At 65.7% G+C, this 19,126-nt stretch carries 18 protein-coding genes; 3 read left to right on the top strand and 15 right to left on the bottom strand.

The window, feature by feature from the left end; translation table 11 throughout:
- Positions 1-13: 13 nt before the first annotated feature.
- From HGK27_RS16980 to HGK27_RS16955, 6 genes are read right to left on the bottom strand one after another with little or no spacing between them, the layout of a single operon-like run.
- On the bottom strand, positions 14-1,552 hold the full coding sequence (locus HGK27_RS16980) for an MBOAT family O-acyltransferase (protein ID WP_206242054.1): 1,539 nt from the start codon (positions 1,550-1,552) through the stop codon (positions 14-16).
- 20 nt (positions 1,553-1,572) lie between these two features.
- Positions 1,573-1,806: an acyl carrier protein gene (locus HGK27_RS16975; RefSeq protein WP_241127258.1), complete on the bottom strand. Its 234-nt coding sequence runs from the start codon at positions 1,804-1,806 to the stop codon at positions 1,573-1,575.
- Positions 1,807-1,820: 14 nt separating this feature from the next.
- Positions 1,821-2,999 (bottom strand): glycosyltransferase, encoded by a 1,179-nt coding sequence (locus HGK27_RS16970; protein ID WP_206242052.1) that lies wholly within the window; start codon positions 2,997-2,999, stop codon positions 1,821-1,823.
- The gene (locus HGK27_RS16965) at positions 2,996-4,327 is read right to left on the bottom strand and encodes an oligosaccharide flippase family protein (RefSeq protein ID WP_206242050.1); all 1,332 of its coding nucleotides are present in this window, start codon (positions 4,325-4,327) and stop codon (positions 2,996-2,998) included. The genes HGK27_RS16970 and HGK27_RS16965 overlap by 4 nt, the downstream gene beginning before the upstream one ends.
- 13 nt (positions 4,328-4,340) lie before the next feature.
- Positions 4,341-5,351, bottom strand: coding sequence for a glycosyltransferase family 2 protein (locus HGK27_RS16960; protein WP_206242048.1), 1,011 nt, complete (start codon positions 5,349-5,351; stop codon positions 4,341-4,343).
- The gene (locus HGK27_RS16955; protein WP_206242046.1) at positions 5,348-6,460 is read right to left on the bottom strand and encodes a glycosyltransferase family 4 protein; all 1,113 of its coding nucleotides are present in this window, start codon (positions 6,458-6,460) and stop codon (positions 5,348-5,350) included. Before HGK27_RS16955 ends, HGK27_RS16960 begins: the two co-directional genes overlap by 4 nt.
- Before the next feature lie 221 nt (positions 6,461-6,681).
- On the opposite strand from HGK27_RS16955, the gene HGK27_RS16950 reads away from it, so the two are divergent.
- Positions 6,682-7,146 (top strand): hypothetical protein, encoded by a 465-nt coding sequence (locus tag HGK27_RS16950; protein ID WP_206242044.1) that lies wholly within the window; start codon positions 6,682-6,684, stop codon positions 7,144-7,146.
- Between the two features lie 42 nt (positions 7,147-7,188).
- Here HGK27_RS16950 and wecC read toward each other — a convergent pair whose 3' ends face one another.
- Both wecC and wecB read right to left on the bottom strand, forming a co-directional pair.
- Positions 7,189-8,493: a UDP-N-acetyl-D-mannosamine dehydrogenase gene (gene wecC / locus HGK27_RS16945; RefSeq protein WP_206242042.1), complete on the bottom strand. Its 1,305-nt coding sequence runs from the start codon at positions 8,491-8,493 to the stop codon at positions 7,189-7,191.
- Entirely contained in the window at positions 8,490-9,632 is a 1,143-nt protein-coding gene (gene wecB / locus HGK27_RS16940; protein WP_206242040.1) for a non-hydrolyzing UDP-N-acetylglucosamine 2-epimerase, read from the bottom strand. The genes wecC and wecB overlap by 4 nt, the downstream gene beginning before the upstream one ends.
- A gap of 144 nt (positions 9,633-9,776) precedes the next feature.
- Here wecB and HGK27_RS16935 point away from each other — a divergent pair, with 144 nt between their 5' ends.
- The gene (locus tag HGK27_RS16935) at positions 9,777-11,126 is read left to right on the top strand and encodes a nucleotide sugar dehydrogenase (RefSeq protein ID WP_241127256.1); all 1,350 of its coding nucleotides are present in this window, start codon (positions 9,777-9,779) and stop codon (positions 11,124-11,126) included.
- 268 nt (positions 11,127-11,394) lie between these two features.
- Here the strand turns inward: HGK27_RS16935 and HGK27_RS16930 are convergent, their stop codons facing one another.
- The 4 genes from HGK27_RS16930 to HGK27_RS16915 all read right to left on the bottom strand — a co-directional run bounded on the left by HGK27_RS16930 (position 11,395) and on the right by HGK27_RS16915 (position 14,898).
- Positions 11,395-11,946 carry a thermonuclease family protein gene (locus tag HGK27_RS16930; protein ID WP_206242039.1) on the bottom strand — a complete coding sequence of 184 codons (552 nt, stop codon included), beginning with the start codon at positions 11,944-11,946 and terminating at the stop codon, positions 11,395-11,397.
- A gap of 4 nt (positions 11,947-11,950) precedes the next feature.
- Positions 11,951-13,189 carry a NupC/NupG family nucleoside CNT transporter gene (locus tag HGK27_RS16925; protein ID WP_206242038.1) on the bottom strand — a complete coding sequence of 413 codons (1,239 nt, stop codon included), beginning with the start codon at positions 13,187-13,189 and terminating at the stop codon, positions 11,951-11,953.
- 390 nt (positions 13,190-13,579) lie between these two features.
- On the bottom strand, positions 13,580-13,969 hold the full coding sequence (locus HGK27_RS16920) for a group II truncated hemoglobin (protein ID WP_206242037.1): 390 nt from the start codon (positions 13,967-13,969) through the stop codon (positions 13,580-13,582).
- Positions 13,966-14,898: a LysR family transcriptional regulator gene (locus tag HGK27_RS16915; RefSeq protein ID WP_206242036.1), complete on the bottom strand. Its 933-nt coding sequence runs from the start codon at positions 14,896-14,898 to the stop codon at positions 13,966-13,968. The genes HGK27_RS16920 and HGK27_RS16915 overlap by 4 nt, the downstream gene beginning before the upstream one ends.
- Positions 14,899-15,133: 235 nt before the next feature.
- On the opposite strand from HGK27_RS16915, the gene HGK27_RS16910 reads away from it, so the two are divergent.
- Positions 15,134-16,546, top strand: a complete 1,413-nt coding sequence (locus HGK27_RS16910; protein WP_206242035.1) for a coniferyl aldehyde dehydrogenase — start codon at positions 15,134-15,136, stop codon at positions 16,544-16,546.
- Positions 16,547-16,815: 269 nt separating this feature from the next.
- Here the strand turns inward: HGK27_RS16910 and rutA are convergent, their stop codons facing one another.
- From rutA to HGK27_RS16895, 3 genes are read right to left on the bottom strand one after another with little or no spacing between them, the layout of a single operon-like run.
- A complete protein-coding gene (gene rutA, locus HGK27_RS16905; protein WP_206242034.1) occupies positions 16,816-17,892 on the bottom strand; it encodes a pyrimidine utilization protein A in 1,077 nt (358 codons plus the stop codon).
- 12 nt (positions 17,893-17,904) lie between these two features.
- On the bottom strand, positions 17,905-18,705 hold the full coding sequence (gene rutD, locus HGK27_RS16900; protein ID WP_206242033.1) for a pyrimidine utilization protein D: 801 nt from the start codon (positions 18,703-18,705) through the stop codon (positions 17,905-17,907).
- Positions 18,702-19,100 (bottom strand): Rid family hydrolase, encoded by a 399-nt coding sequence (locus tag HGK27_RS16895; RefSeq protein WP_206242032.1) that lies wholly within the window; start codon positions 19,098-19,100, stop codon positions 18,702-18,704. Before HGK27_RS16895 ends, rutD begins: the two co-directional genes overlap by 4 nt.
- Positions 19,101-19,126 lie beyond the last annotated feature (26 nt).

Here is a 19,126-nt window from a genome sequence, read left to right as displayed (position 1 = left end):
GCCATCCTCCCGCTCAAAAACCGAAATAGACGAAGCTGTTGCCACCCCGGCTGACGAAACCCAGCCCCAGCAGCAACATCGCCCCCATCGCCAGCCCCCAGACCAGCCCGGCCCGCCAGCGCAAGGGCAGCAGCCCCCGTGAAACCTTGGCCGCCCCGGCAAAGGGCAGCGAGGGTTCAAGCTGGTCAAGCAGCTGCGCGGTGTTGGGCAAAGTGTAGACGATCAGCATCGCCGCCACCAGTTCGCCTGCCACCACGGCGCCTCCAACGGGCGCCAGCACGGGCCATGTCAGCCAGTTTCCGGGGGCGAGGCCGCTCATCGCGCCCCACAGCAGCCAGGCGCTGGCCATATCGGGCGCACGGAAGGGCACCAGCGCGATCAGCACCGCCAGCATGGTGAGCAGATGGCCGCGCAGCAGCACCCAGCGGGACGGAGGCGGCGCGCCGCGTTTCTTCTTCTTATGGGCAAAGACCCAGGCCTCGGCCACCACCATGTAGAAGGCATGCAGCAGGCCGAAGGTGATGTAGGTCCATGCCCCCCCATGCCACGCGCCGATCACGAACATCGAGATCGCCGTGGGCAGCAGCACGCCAAAGCCCGTTACCCCCCAGCGCCCGAAGCCGCGCCCCGCCGACCAGCGTGTCAGCGGCAGCGCCAGCGACTGGAACAGGTAGTCATTGACGAAGCGCCCAAGGCTCATGTGCCAGCGCCGCCACCAGTCCATGATGCTGGTCACGCGCATCGGCGAGTAGAAGTTGAGCGGCAGTTTTACCCCCAGCAGCCGCGCGCAGCCCGCCGCCATGTCGGAATAGCCGGAGAAGTCGAAATACATCTGCAGCAGGAAGCCGATCACCATCGCCCAGGCCTGCGCCGCCACCGGGCGATGGCCCGCCGCGACATCGGTAAACATTGGGTCAACCCACAGGGCCATCGTGTCGGCCAGCACCGCCTTCTTGAACAGGCCGATGGTGAAGAGGGTGATGCCCGCCATCGCATCGCGTCCGGTTTCGCGCGGCTCGGCCTCGATCTGGGGGGCGAATTCGCGGAAATAGGTGATCGGGCCGGAGATCAGATAAGGGAAGAACAGGATTGAGGCGAGATAGGTCAGCGCTCGCACCTCGCGCACCACCCCGCGCGCCAGATCGACCAGCAGCGAAATCTGCTGGAAGGTGAAGAAGGAAATCCCCAGCGGCAGCGCCAGATCGCGCCACAGCGGCGGACGGCCCATCAGCCAGCCCAGATTGACGCCCAGAAAGCCGGTGAACTTGAACGCCAGCAGCGCCAGCACATTGGCGCTGACCCCCAGCACCAGCCAGCGGTGGCGCGTCTGGCCTTCACTGGCCGCAATCAGCCGGGCGATGGCGTAATTGCCCGCCAGAGACGCCAGCAGCACCGGCAAAGCCCAGGCGCTGGCCATGGCGTAGAAGCCAAGGCCGGCGGCCACGATCACGCTCAGCCGCCCGCGCTGCCCCGCAAAGCGCCCGGCCAGCCACCAGCCCAGCCAGACCAGCGGCAGAAAGCACAAGGCAAAGCCGTAGGAGTTGAAGGCCATTCAGCGCAGGCGGATCAGGATCAGGCCGTTAGCAGGGCGACCAGATCGCCCAGCTTTTTCAGCCCTTGCCACTCGCCGATCGACAGCTTGCGGCCAAACTCCTGCTCCACCGCCACCATCAGGCGGATGTTGCTGAGCGAGTCCCAGCCGGGCACATCGGCGGCGGTGAGGTCGTCGCTGTAGGCGATGTCATCCTCGTCGAAGGTTTCGGCAAGGACATCCATCAGGCGGTCAATGACTTCGGCGCGTTCCATCGATCTTGTCTCTTTCAGGCGTGAATTGGATCATGGGCCAGCGTATGGCCGGAGAGCCAGGCGCGGTCTTCTTCTGTGTCGCTGACCCAGCGGTCGACCATCTCGCCCCAGCGGACGGGGATCTGCATGCGCTCCCACGCCTGCGCCGATCCTTGCGAGATGCGGGCGTAAAGCGCGGGGTCGGAGAGCAGCTTTTCGATCCTGTCGGCCAAGGCGCGGGGCTGGCCCGCCGGGAACACCAGCGCGCTGTCCTCATGCACCAGATGACCGGAAAACATCGGATGGTCCGAGGCGATGACGGGCGTGCGCGAGGCCAGCGCTTCATACAGGGTCAGCGGCAGGCCCTCGGGGAAGGCATGGCGGCTGGGGACGATCACCGCCGCGCTGGCATGCATCATCTCCATGATCCTACCATTTGGGACGAGGCCGAGGAACTCCACCCGGTCGGCCACGCCCATCTTGCGGGCGCGCGCCTCGAACTGTTCGCGCTGGCCGGCGCCGGCGATCTTCAGGACGATCTCGGGGCGGTGTTTGAGCAGGGCGAGCGCATCGATCACATCGCCCACGCCTTTCTTGCGCCCGATGGAGCCGACATAGAGCAGCTCAAGCTGGCCCTCCGTGGGCGCCGCCTTCACCGGCCAGCTCTCCGGGCGACGCAGCTGCGGATAGTCCCATGGGATGACCTTTTCGGCCTCCACCCCCAGCTTCACCAGCGAGCGCGAGGAATTCACCCCGTGATTGGCCACCAGCGAGACATGCGGATCGTTCAGCAGCCCTGGCAGACGCCCGAAGCGCAGCCAGCGGTCGAGCGGATGCATGTTAAAGCTGTCGGCCAGAATGCAACCCAGCGGCAGGTTCCGTTTAAGCCCATGGCGCAGCAGAGGGTTCAAAGGCCCATGCACGATCAGATGGGTCGGGTCGTACTCTTCGATCATGCGGATCACCGGGGCCGGATCGATGTCCTTGCGGCGCCCGGCGGCGGCGCCCATCAGTGTGACGCCGCCCTCCAGTCTTTCCACGTAATGCGGCGCGAGGCAGCATAGGAAACCCGCCTCGCCATGGCGCGCGGCCAGATGGTTGAGCTGATCCAGCACATAGCTGTGGCCGTAATAGATCTCGCTGCCGTCCTGCTCGATACGCTGGCGGGCCTCGCGATAGTCTCCGGCATATTGGACGATAAGCAGGCGCGTCATGGCAAAAGCCCCCGGATCGGTGCGAAGGAGGTCCCAAGACCCATGGCGGAACGCAGGGCGCAAACCCCGCCAAGCATGATGGCCGACGAGACCAGCGCCAGCCCGTCCTGCCGCCAATAGCCCAGCCTCATCCGCAGCAGCCCTGCGGAAATATAGGCATATTGGCAGAGTTCGACGAAGGCGATGGCGATCACTGCTCCGGCAAAGCCGCCATAGTGCAGTCCCAGCGGCAGCAGCGCCGCCATGGTGACAAAGCGCGCGGCATTGGCATAGCTGCTGAGCGCGGGCCGCCCCACACCGAGCAGCAGCGCCTCATTGAGGTTGGAGAGCACTGCAAACACCCCGCCGATCAGCAGCACGCCCAGAATCCACCCTGCCGAGGCATAGCGGTGATCGTAAAGCAGGCCGATCAGCCAATCGCCAATCCCCGCCCCCACGGCCAGCGCGCAGCAGACGCCCGCCACAAAGACCAGCCGGGATCGCGCCATATGGTGTTCCACACCATCTGCCTCTCCGTTGCGGGCGGCGACGATGGCGGGGAAGATGATCTGATAGCTCAGGCGGCGGGCCAGATTGGTCGGCAGATCGGCGATGGCGCGGGCGATGCCATAGATGCCCACCAGCGCGATCGGCACCGCGCGGCCCAGATAGAGCCGGTCCAGATTGGTGGCGGCATACATCACCAGCGAGGTGACCATGATCCATTTGCCGAACTGCACGATGCGGCGGCGGATCTCGGCGTCCATCCGGAAGCTCTGCCGTGCTTCGGGCAGCAGAAAGCTGAGCGCCGGGCGGATCGCGGCGGCTGCCACCAGCGCCAGCGCCGGGGCCCAGACCGAGCGCAAACTCCAGGCCAGCGCGACCGAGACGATGAAGGCCAGCCCCTCGCTGCCCAGCTCGAACTGGTTGCGGCGGCGCACCTCCATCTGCTTGACCAGCACGAAGACGGCGGTGGAATGCAGCCCGTTGAGCAGCGGTGCGCAGGCCGCCAGCAGGAAGATCCGTACATCGATGTGATAGGCATCGGCCAGAAAGGGCGCGGCCAGAGCGAACAGCGCGCTCAGGAACACGCCGCGCAGCACCTGCATCGTCCATGCGGTGTCGCGGAAGGCTTTGGTCAGCCCGTCGGGGTGGTGGATGATGTTCTGCTCGATGCCGACATCGGTCAGCAGATCGATCCCCAGCCGCACCGCATTGACGACGACCATCACCCCCATGATCTCGGGCGCCAGCAGATGGGCGAGGATGATGTTGAGGATAAAACGCAGGCCCGATGAGGCGAAGAAACCGCCCACCGTCCACGCCATTTTGCCGGTGAAACCCTTCACAGGATAACGACTTTCATGGCGCGCCGTCCTGAAGCACCACCATATCGAGCGGCTGGCGGGGCGGCACACGCTTGCGCCCCAGCCCTTGCAGCAGGCCGATGGCATGCATGTTCCATGTCGTGACCGAATAGAGGCCATGGCGCAGGCTGCGCCGCCGCGCGCCCAGAAATGCCACCGGCAGCACCAGCGCCGCCAGCAGCAGCCACCACCAGCCCGCCAGCAGGCTGATCAGCAGGAAAGTCCACCAGCCCACCACCATCACCGCATGGCGCAGATGGGAGAAGCCGCGCAGCATCTCGGGCAGGCGGCCTTGCTCGATGGCGGCGCGCACCACCTCGCCGGTGCCCCCGGCATAGCCGCTGGTGATGCGCTTCCACACCAGCGGCAAGCCGCCCATCGCATGGCCGTGATGGCGCACGCCGGGCACATCGATGCGCGCCAGCTTCCAGCCTTTGGCCGTCAGGCGGGCGCCCAGATCGAACTCCTCGAAGGCGTGCAAATTGCGGTCGGCGAAATAGCCCAGATCGCGCAGGGCATTGAGGCGATAGAGCCCGCCGCAATCGAGCCGGTCCACCTCCTCGACCAGCGCGCGGCGCTTGGCCTTGTCATTGCGGGCGCGGGCCTCGAACTCGATGCTCTGCGTGTTGGCCTCGATCACCTGCCCCGCCACGGCGGCATGCTGCGGATGATCCTGCAGAAAGGCGATGCCCGCCGCCAGCATACCGGGCTGCAGCACCATATCGCCATCGAGCAGATAGATGTAATCGTCGGTGCTGGTGGCCGCCAGCGCGCCCTGAAAGGCCAGTTGCGCCCCTGCGCCGCAGCAGCGCTGCGATGGATCGGCCAGTTGCACGATGGTGACGCGCGGATAAGCCTTGGCGGTAGGGATCGTGCGATCGCGCGATCCGCTGTCACCCAGCACGACATGGCCGCCCAGCGGGGCCACTTCGGCCAGCGCGCTTTCGAGGGCGGCGGCGATATGGGCTTCCTCGTTCAGGGCCTTGATCGCGACGGTGACGGTCATGCACAAGCTCCTGCCAGCTGGCGATAGCGCTGGAGATAGGCCGCCAGCATGCGTTGCGGCGCAAAGCGCTCGACCAGCGCGGGGCGATAGACGGCGATGGTCTGGCGCTGGGCCGGCAGGTTATCGACCAGTGCGGCCAAAGCCTGCGCCAGAGCCTGCGTGTCGCCCGGCGCGGTGGCCAGCGGATAGGTTTCGGGCAGCACCTCGGCCAGACCCGGCGCGCGGCAGGTGAGCAGCGGCAGCCCGGCCATCAGCACCTCCAGATGGAGCAGCCCGAAGCCCTCGAAGCGGGAGGGCAGCAGCACCGCGTCATAATCCCCCAGATGCTGCGCAAGCTGGGCGATGGGCGGCACCATCGAAACCCGCCAAGGGCTGTCGAAAGCCTTGAAGGATTGGGCAAGATCGGCGTGAAGCGTGCCTTCGCCCGCCACGATCACCTCGACATCGCGGCGGCTGGCCAGAGCGCTGGCCTGCTTCAGGATCGCGGGCAGCAGATCGGCGCCCTTCTGCTCGACCAGCCGTCCGGCAAAGAGCAGCCTTACCGGCGAAGGAGCTTCGCGCTGCGCCGCGATGGGCGGGGGCAGCACGGCGTTGTAGATCACTTCGGCCAGCGGGCGCTTCACGCCCGCCTCAATCGCGGCATCGGCCTGCGCGGCGGCCTGAGACACTGCCACAGCCCTGCCGTGCGCCAGCCGCCGCGTCACCCATTGCCCGATCCGGCTCCAGGCGATCCACAACACGCTGTTATGCACCGTGCGCAGCAAAGCCGTGCGGGCCACGCGCGGCGACAACACACAGGCCACCGCCAGAGTCAGCTCCGGGATCTCGGTATGGACATGCAGCATATCCGGTCGAGCCCGCCGCACAGCCCGTGCCAGCGCCAGAGCCGCCAGAATCACGCCGCCCGATTTGAAACCGCGCCCTGTGCCGAACACCACCGGCACGCCCAGCCTTTTCGCCCGCGCCGCCATATCGGCGCCGATGGGGGAGAGGGTCTTGTCCCGCAGCACCGCGAAGAGGATCGCATCGACCTCCCCGGCCAGCCCCTCGATCAGCTGCATCGCCACGCCTTCCGCGCCGCCCAGATCGAGATGCGTGATGATATGCATCACCCTGATCCTGTCCGGTCGCGGCAAGCTGCTCACCTGGTCCCCCGAAAAACAGCCTGCATTTGCAAAGGCGGATCGAGATATATCGGCGGATTTACATAGATGGCAATCGCTCATTGTTGCGATGCGGCATAGAGTGCTGCGCCAGCGACATATGCGTTTGGGCTTTCCTACTTCCACGCCACTCCCATAGTGAACAAAGCGCAAACATGGAGGTGTCTATGTCCGAAGGAATGTCGATTGCCCAACCCGCCGGCTATGTACCGGTGCATGCCTCAGCCTTTGCCGATGGCGCGGCCAAAGCGGTGACCGTCAGCCAGACCTCGCCCCTGCCGGTGGCGGCGGCGCAGGCCTATGCCGCCACATCGGTGCCACTGGCGGGCACGGTGAGCGACAGTGCGGCGCATGTCTTCGGCCCCTTCACGCCGCAACTGGCGCGCGAGATCTGGGCAACTCTGGTGGGGCAGGGGGCCAGTGGCTCGGCGCAATTGCTGCGCTCCACCGATGGTGGCGCGACGATGGCCGGGCTGACGGCGGGCGGTCTGGCCTGGGCGGGCTGGTCGTTTGGCTCCGTGACGGGCAGCATCGTCAACGAGCAGGTCGCAACCGAAAGCGATGCCGCCGCGACCTATTATCTGGCCGTGACGCTGAGCGCGGGATCGCTGACCTATCGTATTGCGCAGTAATGAAAAAGGGCGCCGGGGGCAGCATCCCCGGCGCCTATCAATTTATCCCACCACCTGCAGCTTGACCGAACCGGCCTGAGAATCGTGCTTGGGCTGATCGGGCCAGATGCCGCGCGTGTCATAGACGATCTTGCCTGCGCGCTCCGCCAGCGGCACATGGCGGAAGATGTCGTGATCCACCAGCACCAGCAGGATGTCGCAATCCTCCAGCGCGGTGTCGAGGTCGATCTGCGTGGCGCCGGTGCCGTCGAACTCGCGGGGCAGCTGCGTGGCGTAGGGCTCCACGATCTGGATGCGCTCGCCATAGGTGCGGGCCAGGGTGGCGGCGACCAGACGGGCGGGGCTTTCACGGAAATCGTCGATGTTGGCCTTGAAGGCCAGACCCAGCGCGGCGATCTTCGCGCCCGGATGGGCGGCGATCAGGGCATCGGCCTTGGCGATCACATGGCGGATCTTGCCATCGTTCACGCCGCGCGCGGTGCGGATCAGCGGGGTTTCCTCCGGCGCGCTGGCCACGATAAACCACGGATCGACCGCGATGCAGTGCCCGCCCACGCCGGGGCCGGGCTGAAGGATGTTGACGCGCGGGTGGCGGTTGGCGAGGCGGATCACCTCCCACACATCCAGCCCCATGCGGTCCGCCACGATGGACAGCTCGTTGGCGAAAGCGATGTTGACGTCGCGATAGGCGTTCTCGACCAGCTTGGTCATTTCGGCGCTGCGGGCGTCCGTCGGGATGCACTGGCCGCGCACGAAGAGCTTGTAGAAGGCGATGGCCTTGCGCGCGCAACGCGGTGTGATGCCGCCGATCGAGCGGTCGTTGTTGGTCAGCTCTTCCAGAATGCGACCCGGAAGCACGCGCTCAGGGCAATAGGCGATCGACAAGTCCGGCGTCTGCGTGGTGAGGCCCGGCACCTTCAGATCGGGGCGCAATTCGGCGATCAGGTCGCGGATTGCTTCCGTGGTGCCGACGGGGCTGGTCGATTCCAGAATCACGCAATCGCCGGTCTTCAGCACCGGGGCGATGGAGCGCGCGGCGGCCAGCACATAGGAGATATCGGGCTGATGGTCCTTGTCGAAGGGCGTCGGCACGGCGATCACGAAAACGTCCGCCGCCTCAACCGTCAGGCTGGCCGAAAGCAGCCCGCGTGAGACAACGCCCTGCACCAGACCGTCGAGATCGACCTCCTCGATATGGATTTCGCCGCGGTTGATGGTGTCCACCACCGATTGCGTCACGTCCACGCCCTGCACGCGGCTGCCGCTGCGCGCGATGATCGCGGCGGTGGGCAGGCCGATATAGCCCAGCCCGACCACGCAGACCTGCGGCTTGTTCTCCGACTTCATGACTGGGCCAACTCCTGAGCCAAGATGTTCACGATGCGGGCGCAGGCTTGCCCGTCCCCGAAGGGATTATGGGCGCGCGCCATGGCGTCATAGTCCGTTTTATTGTCGAGAAGGTTGAAGATTTCGGAAACGATGGTGTCCACGTCCGTGCCCACCAGCCGCGCCGTGCCTGCCGTGACGCCCTCGGGCCGCTCGGTGGTTTCGCGCATCACCAGCACCGGCTTGCCCAGCGCGGGGGCCTCTTCCTGCACGCCGCCCGAATCGGTGAGCATGATATGGGCAAGGCCGAGCAGACGGGCGAAATGGGGATAATCCAGCGGCTCGATCAGCGCGACATTGTTGAGGTTCGCCAGCGCCGTATCCATCACCGCGCGGACATTGGGGTTGGGGTGGACCGGGAAGATGATCGCCACATCCGGGCGCTGGGCGATCTGGCGGATGGCCTCGGCGATGTTCTCCAGCCCGCCGCCGAAGTTTTCGCGGCGGTGGCTGGTGACGCCGATGATGGTCTTGCCCTTGAAGCGCTCTTCCAGATTGGCGAGATCAGCGGCGAGGTTCGGTTCGGCCTCGATGCGGGCGGTCACCCAGTGCAGCGCATCGATCACCGTGTTGCCGGTGACATGGATGCGGCTGGGATCGACATTCTCGCGCTTGAGCGCATCGGCGCTGGTTTCCGTGGGGGCGAAATGCAGGCTGGCGATGGCGCCGATCACCTTGCGGTTCACCTCCTCGGGCCAGGGGTGGTAGATGTTGCCGCTGCGCAGGCCCGCTTCCACATGGTCCACTGGAATCTTGCGGTAATAGGCGGCCAGAGCGCCCGCCATGGCCGTCGCCGTATCGCCCTGCACGATGACGCGCGCGGGTTGTTCGGCATCCATCACCTTGCCCAGTTCCACGATCAGCGCGGCGGTGAGCGAATCGAGCGTCTGGTTCGGGCGCATCAGATCGAGATCGTGATCGGGGGTGATCCCGGCAATCGCCAGCACCTGATCGAGCATGCCGCGATGCTGCGCCGACACGCAGACCTTCACATCGAAACGCGGATCGGCCTTCAGGGCGGCCACCACCGGAAACAGCTTGATCGCCTCGGGCCGCGTGCCGAAGATCAGGAGGATTTTGGCCGGATCGGTCTGGGTCATGAAATAAGTCCACTGGCGGTCTGATTGCACGATCTATCTAGAATCGCAGGTGTTAACCACGGCATAAGAGCTTTAGCTCTAAACAGCACGCCGATTCCATGGGAGCCCTGCGCGGCGCCCATCCGCCACCAGAGGGGGCCAGCCTTGACGTCGATGTATCCCGATCTTGCCCAGAGCAGCGCCGTCCCTGTTGGCCAAGGCGCGGCCTTGCCCCAAGGCGGTGGCTTTGCTCTGGCGCAGCGCGTGGTGGTGGTGGGGCTGGGCTATGTCGGCCTGCCGCTGGCCGTGGCGCTGGCCGGGCGCTTCGAGACCGTGGGCCTCGACATCGACGCCCGCCGCATCGCCGAACTCAACACCGGCCACGACCGCACCGGCGAAATCGACCGTGACCGTCTGGAAGCCAGCACGCTGGCGCTGACCGCCGACCCGCAGGTCTGCCCGCCCGCCGATTTCTACATCGTGACCGTGCCCACCCCCATCGACGGCGCCAACCGCCCCGATCTGCGCATCGTGGAAGCCGCCAGCCGCACCATCGGCGCCATGCTGGGCGCCGCCGTGGCCGAGGGCCGCGTGCCCGTGGTGGTCTATGAAAGCACCGTCTACCCCGGCGTGACCGAGGACATCTGCGCCCCCATTCTGGAGCAGGTTTCCGGGCTGGTGTGCGGCCGCGACTTCTTCCTCGGCTACAGCCCCGAGCGCATCAACCCCGGCGACCGCGAACACACGATCGACAAGATCACCAAGGTCGTCTCCGGCCAGACGCCCGAGGTGCTGGAGCGCGTGGCGCACTTGTATGGTGCCATCACCAGCGGCGGCGTGTTCCGCGCGGCCTCGATCAAGGCCGCCGAGGCCGCCAAGGTAATCGAAAACGCCCAGCGCGACATCAACATCGCCTTTATGAACGAGATCTCGCAGATCTTCTCGAAGATGGACCTCTCCATCTGGGACGTGCTGGCCGCCGCCCGCACCAAGTGGAACTTCCTGCCCTTCGCCCCCGGCCTTGTCGGCGGGCACTGCATCGGCGTCGACCCCTATTATCTCTCGCACCGCGCCGAGCAGCTGGGGCTGGACCCGCGCGTGATCCTCTCAGGGCGCGGGATCAATGACAGCATGGCTGGCTGGGTGGCCAAAGAGCTGCACACCGCGCGCAAGAGCAAGCCCGGCAACGTGTTGATGCTGGGGCTGACCTTCAAGGAAAACATCCCCGATCTGCGCAACTCCAAGGTGGCCGATCTGGTCTCCGCGCTGGGGCGGCTCGGCCATGGCGTGACGGTGCATGACGCCCATGCCGATGCTCACGAGGCTGTCGAGGAGTATGGCATCCCGCTGGTGGAAGACGCCTTCAAGCGGAAATACGATATGGTGGTGCTGGCCGTGCCGCACCGCGAATATCTGGCGCTGGGGCCGGGGCATTTCCGCTCGCTGTTGAAGAAGGGCGGGACTCTGGCGGATCTGAAGGGCGTGTTCGGGCAGGCTGCGGATTGGAGTCTGTAAGGAGTTTCAAGGAAGTAAGATGCGAGGGGGTTACCCCCTCGCGCTCCCATGACATCTTCCGGCTCATGGGCAGTGGCGCCCGATTGTAGCGCTTCAACTCTCCGCCAGCGCGACCTAAGGCGCCGCAGGCTCTTAATCTGTTAGCGTGGTACTATCGTTCCTGCCTGCGGCGCTGCGACGTTGCTCTGTGGCCGAACCCGAAGCGCAACGTAGACATTAAAGGGAGCGCGAGGGCGATGGCCCTCGCATTATCCTTCTTCAAACCCCTTCAATGACACCAATCCCGTCGATGCCCTGTCCATGTCTCGGCCAGCCCTTCGCTGACCAGCACGGCCCCCAAAGATTGCCCGCCGCGTGAAATCACCCGCAGCTTGCGGCCATAAACATCGGTATCCCGGTCCGCAGGCGGCGTCAGGGAAAAGGGCCCGGCGTTCAGCAGCAGCACCAGCCGGTCGGTGGCTTTTTCGCCCAGCTCCTGCTCATAATCGCATTGGGGCTCGGAGACTTCGGGTGCGTTGATGTCGGCGACGCGGATTTTCTCGCCCTGAAACCAGATGGTGTCGCCATCCACCACGCAATTGAAGCGCTTATGGCGGCAGAGGGCGAACCGCGCGCGCAGCGTATCATGCGGAGCGGCTTTGGCGGGGGAGAGCGCTTGCGGCGTGTGGTCCGCGCGCCATTGGCGCCAGTTGATGGCCGCCAGCATGGCCAGCATCAGCGCCAGCACGGCGGCGAAGATCAGCGCGATATGGCCGGTGCGGCTCTCGCGAAAATTCTTGCGGGGGACGAGGGCTTCCCAATCCTCGTCCCAGTCGCGCATCGGCTTAGAGCGAGAGGAACAGGCCCGCCAGCGCGGCGCTCATCAGGTTGGAGAGGCTGCCCGCCAGCAGGGCCTTCAGGCCGAATTTGGCAATCAGCGCGCGCTGGTTGGGGGCCAGGCTGCCCGTCACCGCCATCTGGATGGCGATGGAGGAGAAGTTGGCAAAGCCGCACAGCGCAAAGGTCACCAGCGCAACGGTCTGCTTGGAGAGGTCCGTGGCGTGGCCCAGATCGATGAAGGCGACGAATTCGTTGAGTACGATCTTGGTGCCGAACATGCCGCCCGCGCGCATGGCCTCGGTCCAGTCGGGGGCGCCCAGCAGGTAGAAAATCCCTGCGAAAACATAGCCCAGCAGCTTCTGGAACGAGAGATCAGGATAGCCGAAGAAGTGACCAAACCAGCCCATGATGCCATTGGCCAGCGCCACCAGCGCCACGAAGGCCAGCACCATGGCGCCCACGGCGACGGCAAGGCGCACGCCGGTCTGGGCGCCCTCGCTGGCGGCCATGATGATGTTGGCGGGCTTTTCGTCATGGCCCTCACCGGGCAGCGGGGTGACGGTTTCGTCGGTGTCGAGGGGCTGGTTTTTCGGATCGGGCATCAGCAGCTTGGCCATGCAGATGCCGCCCGGGGCCGACATGAAGCTGGCCGCCACCAGATAGTCGATGCGGATGCCGAGCCCGGCATAGGCGGCCAGAATGGTGCCCGCCACGCCGGCCATGCCGACGGTCATCACGCAGAAGAGCTGGCTGGGCTTCAGCCCCGCCAGATAGGGCTTGATGACCAGCGGCGCTTCGGACTGGCCCAGAAAGATGTTGGAGGCCGCGCAGAGCGATTCCAGCCTGGAAATGCCCGTGATCTTCTCAAGCCCGCCGCCGATCCAGCGGATCACCAGCGGCATCACGCCGATGTAATACAGCACCGAAATCAGCGCCGCGAAGAAGATGATCACCGGCAGGCTGGAGATGGCGAAGCTCTTGCCGCCAACGTCCGGCGCGGCCAGCGGGCCGAAAAGCAGCTCGATCCCGGCATGGGCATAACCCAGCAGGTTGGAGACGCCGCCCGCGACCATCTGCAGGGCATAATTGCCTTCAGGGAAGTACAGCACCAGCGCGGCCACGCCAGCCTGAAGCCCGAAAGCCGCACCCACAACACGGGGGCGGATGGCGCGCCGGTCGCTCGACAGGGCAAAGGCAACGCCCAGAATCAACGCGATTCCGGCCAGGCTCAAAACAATATGCATCAGTTCCCCTTCGGCGCGATCGGCCTAGCTTGCGCGGCAAGCACAAGTTTGCCTCCGTAAAGATATCTTGTTGGCGGGGGAAGGGGCGTTTTGCTGAGTGTGTCGGGATTTGGGACAGGGAAGGGTTGGGAAGAAAAGAGAAGATGCGAGGGGATTATCCCCTCGCGCTCCCGGAACGTCTCCCCGCGAGACGGCAGGGAAGCCGCAATGATGCGCCTTACCTCTCCACCTGCGCCACCCAAGGCGCCGCAGGCAGCCAAATTCATGATCGATGGGCTATGCGTGCGATTTTCAAGCCTGCGGCACAGCAAACCGGGCGTAACGCCGAACCCGATGCGCAACGTAGACAAACCCGGGAGCGCGAGGGTGTAACACCCTCGCATCTCTCCTTTAATCGTCCTTGTTCCTCATCCAGTCCGCCAGCTTTTCCATGTTTCCATAAACCTGCATCCGCGCCGTGCGATCAACCACCACGGCATCCAGAGCCTCCTTCATGCAGGCCAGCCACGCATCCCGCTCGGCCGAAGCGATGGGCGCCTGCATATGGCGCATGCGCAGCCGGGGGTGGCCCTTCACCGGCGAGTACAGCGCCGGTCCGCCCAGCCATTCCGAGAGGTAATCCTTGAACACCTGCGCCGTGTGCGAGAGGTCCGCTGGATGCATCACGCGGATCGCCTGAGCCTCGGGCCACAGATCCATATTGGCGTAAAAGCGGTCGACCAGCGCGGAAATGGCGGGCGCGCCGCCGACGGCATCATACAGTGTGGCTTCGGAACTCATGCAAGCGGGCTTTCGGAGAGAACGGGGGCGGAGAGCAGCGGCGCGGTGGCGCGCAGGCTCCACAGCAGGGTCTGACGGGCGTGAGCGACGCGCGGGTGACGCAGCGCGGTAGGCGCCCAGATCAGGTGGTAGGTGTAATGCACGGGGCCCACGGGGGCCTTGATCTCCGCCAGTTCGCCGCGGGCGATGCGGGGCTGGCAGAGGTAGTTGGGCAGGATCGCCCAGCCGAAACCCTCGGTGAGCAGGCGGCGCAGGGCGCGCATGTCCTGCCCGGAGAGCGCCGGGCTGACCGGGCCGGTGGAGAGGTTGTTGTGCCTCAGCCAGGCGTCCACCAGCGGCTGTTCCAGGTTGTAGGCCAGCACCGGTTCCTCGGCCAGCGCGGCGGAAAGGTCGGGCGCGGCGTTGAGGCGTGCGGCGACTTCGGGGGAGGCCACCGCCATGACCGGTTCGTCGCGGAAGGCGTCGGTGCGCAGGCGGCGGTCGTTGACGGGGAAGGCGGAGATGCCGAGGTCGGCATGGCCCTCGACAAGGTTGTGGATCACTAGATCCAGCGCGCCGGTCTGCAGGCGCACGCGGATGCCGGAGCGCAGCAGGGGGATCAGCTGGGGCGTGACCACCTCGGCCATGAAATCGGCATTGCCCACGATCTGGATCGCCCCGACCATATCGTTGGAGCGGGCGCGCGCGGCGGACAGCGCGGCTTCGGCCACATCGAGCCGGTCACCGATGTCGGCGGCGAGTTCATCGGCGGCGGCGGTGGGCGTGACGCCTTTCACCTGCCGCTCGAACAGCTGGCGCCCGATGGAGGATTCCAGCCCGGCGATATGCTGGGAGACCGCCGGCTGGGTCAGATCAAGGCTGCGCGCGGCGGCGCTGATCGACCTTTGGCGATAGACCTCGATAAAGGTGCGCAGGCGCTGGAGAGACATAGGGCGTCTCATAAATTATTTTATGGATCACCGCCAGCCTGCTTGTGGGCCAGACTCGGCTCGGGGCGCTATAGACGGTGCCAGACGAAATATTCCCCTGTCGGACTGCCGGATCATCCCCCCCCCCCCACGATCCGCAGTCTGCATGGCGGCGAGGCATCGCATTTCCCCCCCACCCCCGAAGCGATGCCTCGCCGCTCTTCCCTTTCAGTCATGATCCAACCATGAGCGACAGATGACCCCTTTCGACGCCACGGTCGAAATGACCGCGATCGTCCGTTCGATGCAACGCGCCCAGCTCGCCTCCGGCCCCGCCGATGCGGGCCTGCGGCGCGATCGGCTGGGCCGGGCGATGGCCCTGCTGCTGGACAATGGGGAGGCGCTGGCCGGCGCCATCAACGCCGATTTCGGCACGCGCAGCCGCTTCCAGTCGCTGGCCGCCGATGTGGGCAGCAGCGTGCGCTCGCTCTCCTATGCCGCCGAGCATGTCGCCGCATGGATGCAGAGCGAGTCGGTGGAAACCCCCGATGGCGCGATCAGCGCAAGGATCGACTATCAGCCGCTGGGCGTGGTGGGGATCATCAGCCCCTGGAATTTCCCGGTGAATCTGGCGTTTTCGCCGCTGGCCGGGGTCTTTGCCGCGGGCAACACCGCGCTGATCAAGCCTTCCGAACTGACCCCGCGCACCAGCGAGCTGCTGGCCGAGCTGGCGGGCCGCTATTTCGCCCCGCATGAGCTGGGCGTGATTCTGGGCGATGCCACGGTGGGCGAGGCCTTTTCGCGCCTGCCGCTCGATCATCTGATTTTCACCGGCAGCACCACGGTCGGCAAGCAGGTGATGCGTGCGGCTGCGGAGAATCTGGTACCCGTCACGCTGGAGCTGGGCGGCAAGAGCCCGGTCGTGATCGCTCCGGACGCCGATGCCGGGCGCGCGGCTCAGCGCGTGATGGCGGTGAAGACCTTCAACGCCGGGCAGATCTGCCTCGCCCCCGATTACGTGCTGGCGACGCGCGGTCAGGAAGCCGCCTTTGTGGATGGCGCGCGCGATGCCGTGGCCGCCAGCTGGCCCGCCATTCAGGGCAACCCCGATTACACCGCGATCATCAGCCAGCGTCATTACGATCGCCTGCTGGAGCTGATCGCCGACGCCCTGGCCAAGGGCGCGACGCCGATCCCGCTCACGCCCCTGGGCGAGCCGCCGCACGATCCCGCCACCCGCAAGATCGCGCCTGTCATCCTCACCGATGTCACCCCCGCCATGCAGGTGATGCGCGAGGAAATCTTCGGACCCATCCTGCCCCTGATGGGCGTGGATGACGTGGATGCCGCCGTGGCCCATATCAACGCGGGCCCGCGCCCGCTGGCGGCCTATTACTTCGGTGCGGACGAAGCGGCGCGCCAGTCCTTCGCCGCGCGTACCACCAGCGGGGCGCTGGTGTTCGAGGATGTGATGACTCACGTCGGGATCGAGGGGCTGCCCTTTGGTGGCGTGGGTGCCTCGGGCATGGGGGCCTATCATGGCATCCATGGGTTCCGCCGCTTCAGCCACGCGCGCGCGGTGGCGGTGCAGGGCGGGGACGGGCTGGGCAAGCTTCGCGCGCCTTATACGGAGAAGCTGGCTCAGCTGGAGGCCATGCTGGTTCGGTAATTTAAGAGGTTGAAGAAGGGTAATGCGAGGGGGTTACCCCCTCGCGCTCCCAGAACGTCTTCCGACGCCAGGGTAGTGGCTCCGAAACGGCGTGCTCCGGCTCTCCACCTGTGCAGGGCAAAGCGCCGCAGGCAGGTTATCCTCTGAATGACAGGCTGCGCTGGCGATCCTAAAGCCTGCGGCGCGGCAATCTGGGCGCAAGGCCGAACCGGATGCGCGACGTAGACATTAAAGGGAGCGCGAGGGTTATGACCCTCGCATTCTCTCTTTTATGCTTCCACCTGAACGTGCTGCCTGCTCTTCATCAAAGGCTGGATGCGCGTTCCGAAGGCCTCCACACCTTCCACGAAATCATCGAAGGTCAGCAGAACTCCGCCGGTGTTGGGCACCTGCGCCATTTCGTCCAGCATCCGCGCCACGGATTCATAGGACCCCACCAGTGTGCCCATATTGATGTTCACCGCCCCCTCGGGCGCGGCGAGCTGGCGGACATTGGTGTCCTTGTTCACCGTATCCTTGGCGCCCTGCTCGGCCAGCCAGCCGATCGCATCCACATCGACACCGGCGTTATAGCTCTGCCATTTGGCGTGGGCTTCCTCGTCGGTTTCGGCGGCGATCACCATCATCAGCACGAAGATCTGCACATCGCGCCCGGTTTTCTCCAGCGCCTTCGCGAGGCGTTCATTGTTGAAGGCGAAGGCGGTGGGCGTGTTGACGCCCTTGCCGAGGCAGAAGGCGTAATCCGCCCATTGCGCGGAAAAGGCGAGGCCTTCGTCTGACGATCCCGCGCAGATGATCTTCATCTCGGCCTGCGGCTGGGGAAGCACGCGGCAGTCGTCCATCTGGTAATACTGGCCCTTGAAATCGCTGACGCCGGTTTCCCAGAGTTCGCGCAGGATGCGGGCATATTCATCCAGCACCTTGTAGCGGCTGCGGAAGTGCTCCTCGCCCGGCCACAGGCCCATTTGCGTGTATTCGGGGGGCTGCCAGCCGGTGATCAGGTTCAGCCCGAAGCGGCCATGGCTGATCGAATCCACCGTATTGCACATGCGCGCGGCAAAGGCGGGCGGGATGATGAGGGTGGGGCAGGTGGCGAAAATCTTGATCCGCTCGGTCACGGCGGCCAGGCCCGCCATCAGGGTGAAGCTCTCCAGCCCATACTCCCAGAACCGCGTTTTCCCGCCAAAGCCGCGCAGCTTGATCATCGAGAGCAGGAAATCCAGCCCGTGCTTTTCGGCACCCTGCGCGATCCGCTTGTTGAGGTCGAAGGAGGGCAGGTACTGGGGCGCGTTCTCGCTGATCAGCCAGCCATTGTTGTTGATGGGCACGAACACGCCGACCTGCATGGGCTTGGCCTCCTACAATTTGTGACGGGACAGGAAATCGCGCACCGCGCCGGTGAAGCGCAGCGGATCGGTGAGGTTGCAGGCGTGGCCGCCCCATGGCGCCAGCTCCACCTCGCAATTGGGGGCCTGTTTCAGCCCCTCGGTGGTGCAGGTGAAGGGCACCAGCATGTCGTCGCGCGCGGCATAGGCCAGAATGGGATGGGTGATCTGGCCGATCCTGTCGGCGATGTCGAAAGAGGCCAGAGCGGCGATGCGCTTCTCCATGGTTTCGCGCCCGGGGAAGGCGGCCATCTGGTGGTCCAGCTCATGGTCCAGCTCGCCGTGATGCTGGGAGATCCATGGCGCGGGGAAGAGGAAGATCGGCTGGGCGCGCAGGAAAGCCTCCGGCCCGGCGTGGCGCAGCAGGTTGAGCCGCGCCTCGAAACAGCGCAGGAAATGCGGATCGGGCGTGATCCAGCCATTGGCGATGACGATGCCGCCGACGCGCTCCGGCGCCTTCAGCGCCAGCGCCAGCGCCGCCATGCCGCCTGCCGCATGGCCGATGATATGGGCGCGCTCAAGGTGCAGCTCATCCATCAGCATCAGGATGTCGTCGGCCATATCCTCGACGCTGACCGTCTCGGGCAGGCAGCGCGAGGAGCGGCCCGTGCCGCGATGGTCATACAGCACCAGACGGTGCGACTGCGCCAGCGCCGAAAGATTGGGCGCCCAATAGGCCCCCGATCCGCCCAGCCCGGCGGACAGGATCACCGGTTCGCCCGTGGGTGGCCCATGTTCCTCGTGATAGAGGCCGCAAAGCGTGGTGAGGGTCACAGGACGACAGCCCCCCCGCGATGCGCCACGGAGGCGATTTCGACGAGGCAGTCCGGCAGCACCAGATCGGCGCGGATGCAATAGCGGGCGGGTTTGGCGCCGGGAAAATGCTCGGCATAGACGGCGTTGAAGGCGGCGTAATCGGCCATATTCTTCAGGAAGATATGGTTCATCACCACATCGGCCAGCGTGGCCCCCGCCGCCTGAAGCGTGATGGCGATCATCGCCAGAATATGGCGCGTCTGCGCCGCCGCATCGCCGGGATAGAGCACCACGCCGCCTTCCCCCAGCGCCAGCATGCCCGAGACGTAGATGGTATCTCCCGCGCGCGCCGCCGCCGAATAGGGGGCGATGGGGGCGGGGAATTGCGGCGGGTTGATCGGCTCGAACGGCATGGGCCTCTCCGTTTATGGTGTGGAGG

It is taken from the genome of Novosphingobium terrae (assembly GCF_017163935.1).
Classification (GTDB): domain Bacteria; phylum Pseudomonadota; class Alphaproteobacteria; order Sphingomonadales; family Sphingomonadaceae; genus Novosphingobium; species Novosphingobium terrae.
This window is presented reverse-complemented; position numbering and strand designations above follow the sequence as displayed.

Coding starts and splice junctions, on each gene's coding strand:
- HGK27_RS16980 (WP_206242054.1), bottom strand. CDS start 1,552: ATGGCCTTCAACTCCTACGGCTTTGCCTTGTGCTTTCTGCCGCTGGTC.
- HGK27_RS16975 (WP_241127258.1), bottom strand. CDS start 1,806: ATGGAACGCGCCGAAGTCATTGACCGCCTGATGGATGTCCTTGCCGAA.
- HGK27_RS16970 (WP_206242052.1), bottom strand. CDS start 2,999: ATGACGCGCCTGCTTATCGTCCAATATGCCGGAGACTATCGCGAGGCC.
- HGK27_RS16960 (WP_206242048.1), bottom strand. CDS start 5,351: ATGACCGTCACCGTCGCGATCAAGGCCCTGAACGAGGAAGCCCATATC.
- HGK27_RS16955 (WP_206242046.1), bottom strand. CDS start 6,460: ATGCATATCATCACGCATCTCGATCTGGGCGGCGCGGAAGGCGTGGCG.
- HGK27_RS16950 (WP_206242044.1), top strand. CDS start 6,682: ATGTCCGAAGGAATGTCGATTGCCCAACCCGCCGGCTATGTACCGGTG.
- wecC (WP_206242042.1), bottom strand. CDS start 8,493: ATGAAGTCGGAGAACAAGCCGCAGGTCTGCGTGGTCGGGCTGGGCTAT.
- wecB (WP_206242040.1), bottom strand. CDS start 9,632: ATGACCCAGACCGATCCGGCCAAAATCCTCCTGATCTTCGGCACGCGG.
- HGK27_RS16930 (WP_206242039.1), bottom strand. CDS start 11,946: ATGCGCGACTGGGACGAGGATTGGGAAGCCCTCGTCCCCCGCAAGAAT.
- HGK27_RS16925 (WP_206242038.1), bottom strand. CDS start 13,189: ATGCATATTGTTTTGAGCCTGGCCGGAATCGCGTTGATTCTGGGCGTT.
- HGK27_RS16920 (WP_206242037.1), bottom strand. CDS start 13,969: ATGAGTTCCGAAGCCACACTGTATGATGCCGTCGGCGGCGCGCCCGCC.
- HGK27_RS16915 (WP_206242036.1), bottom strand. CDS start 14,898: ATGTCTCTCCAGCGCCTGCGCACCTTTATCGAGGTCTATCGCCAAAGG.
- HGK27_RS16910 (WP_206242035.1), top strand. CDS start 15,134: ATGACCCCTTTCGACGCCACGGTCGAAATGACCGCGATCGTCCGTTCG.
- rutA (WP_206242034.1), bottom strand. CDS start 17,892: ATGCAGGTCGGCGTGTTCGTGCCCATCAACAACAATGGCTGGCTGATC.
- HGK27_RS16895 (WP_206242032.1), bottom strand. CDS start 19,100: ATGCCGTTCGAGCCGATCAACCCGCCGCAATTCCCCGCCCCCATCGCC.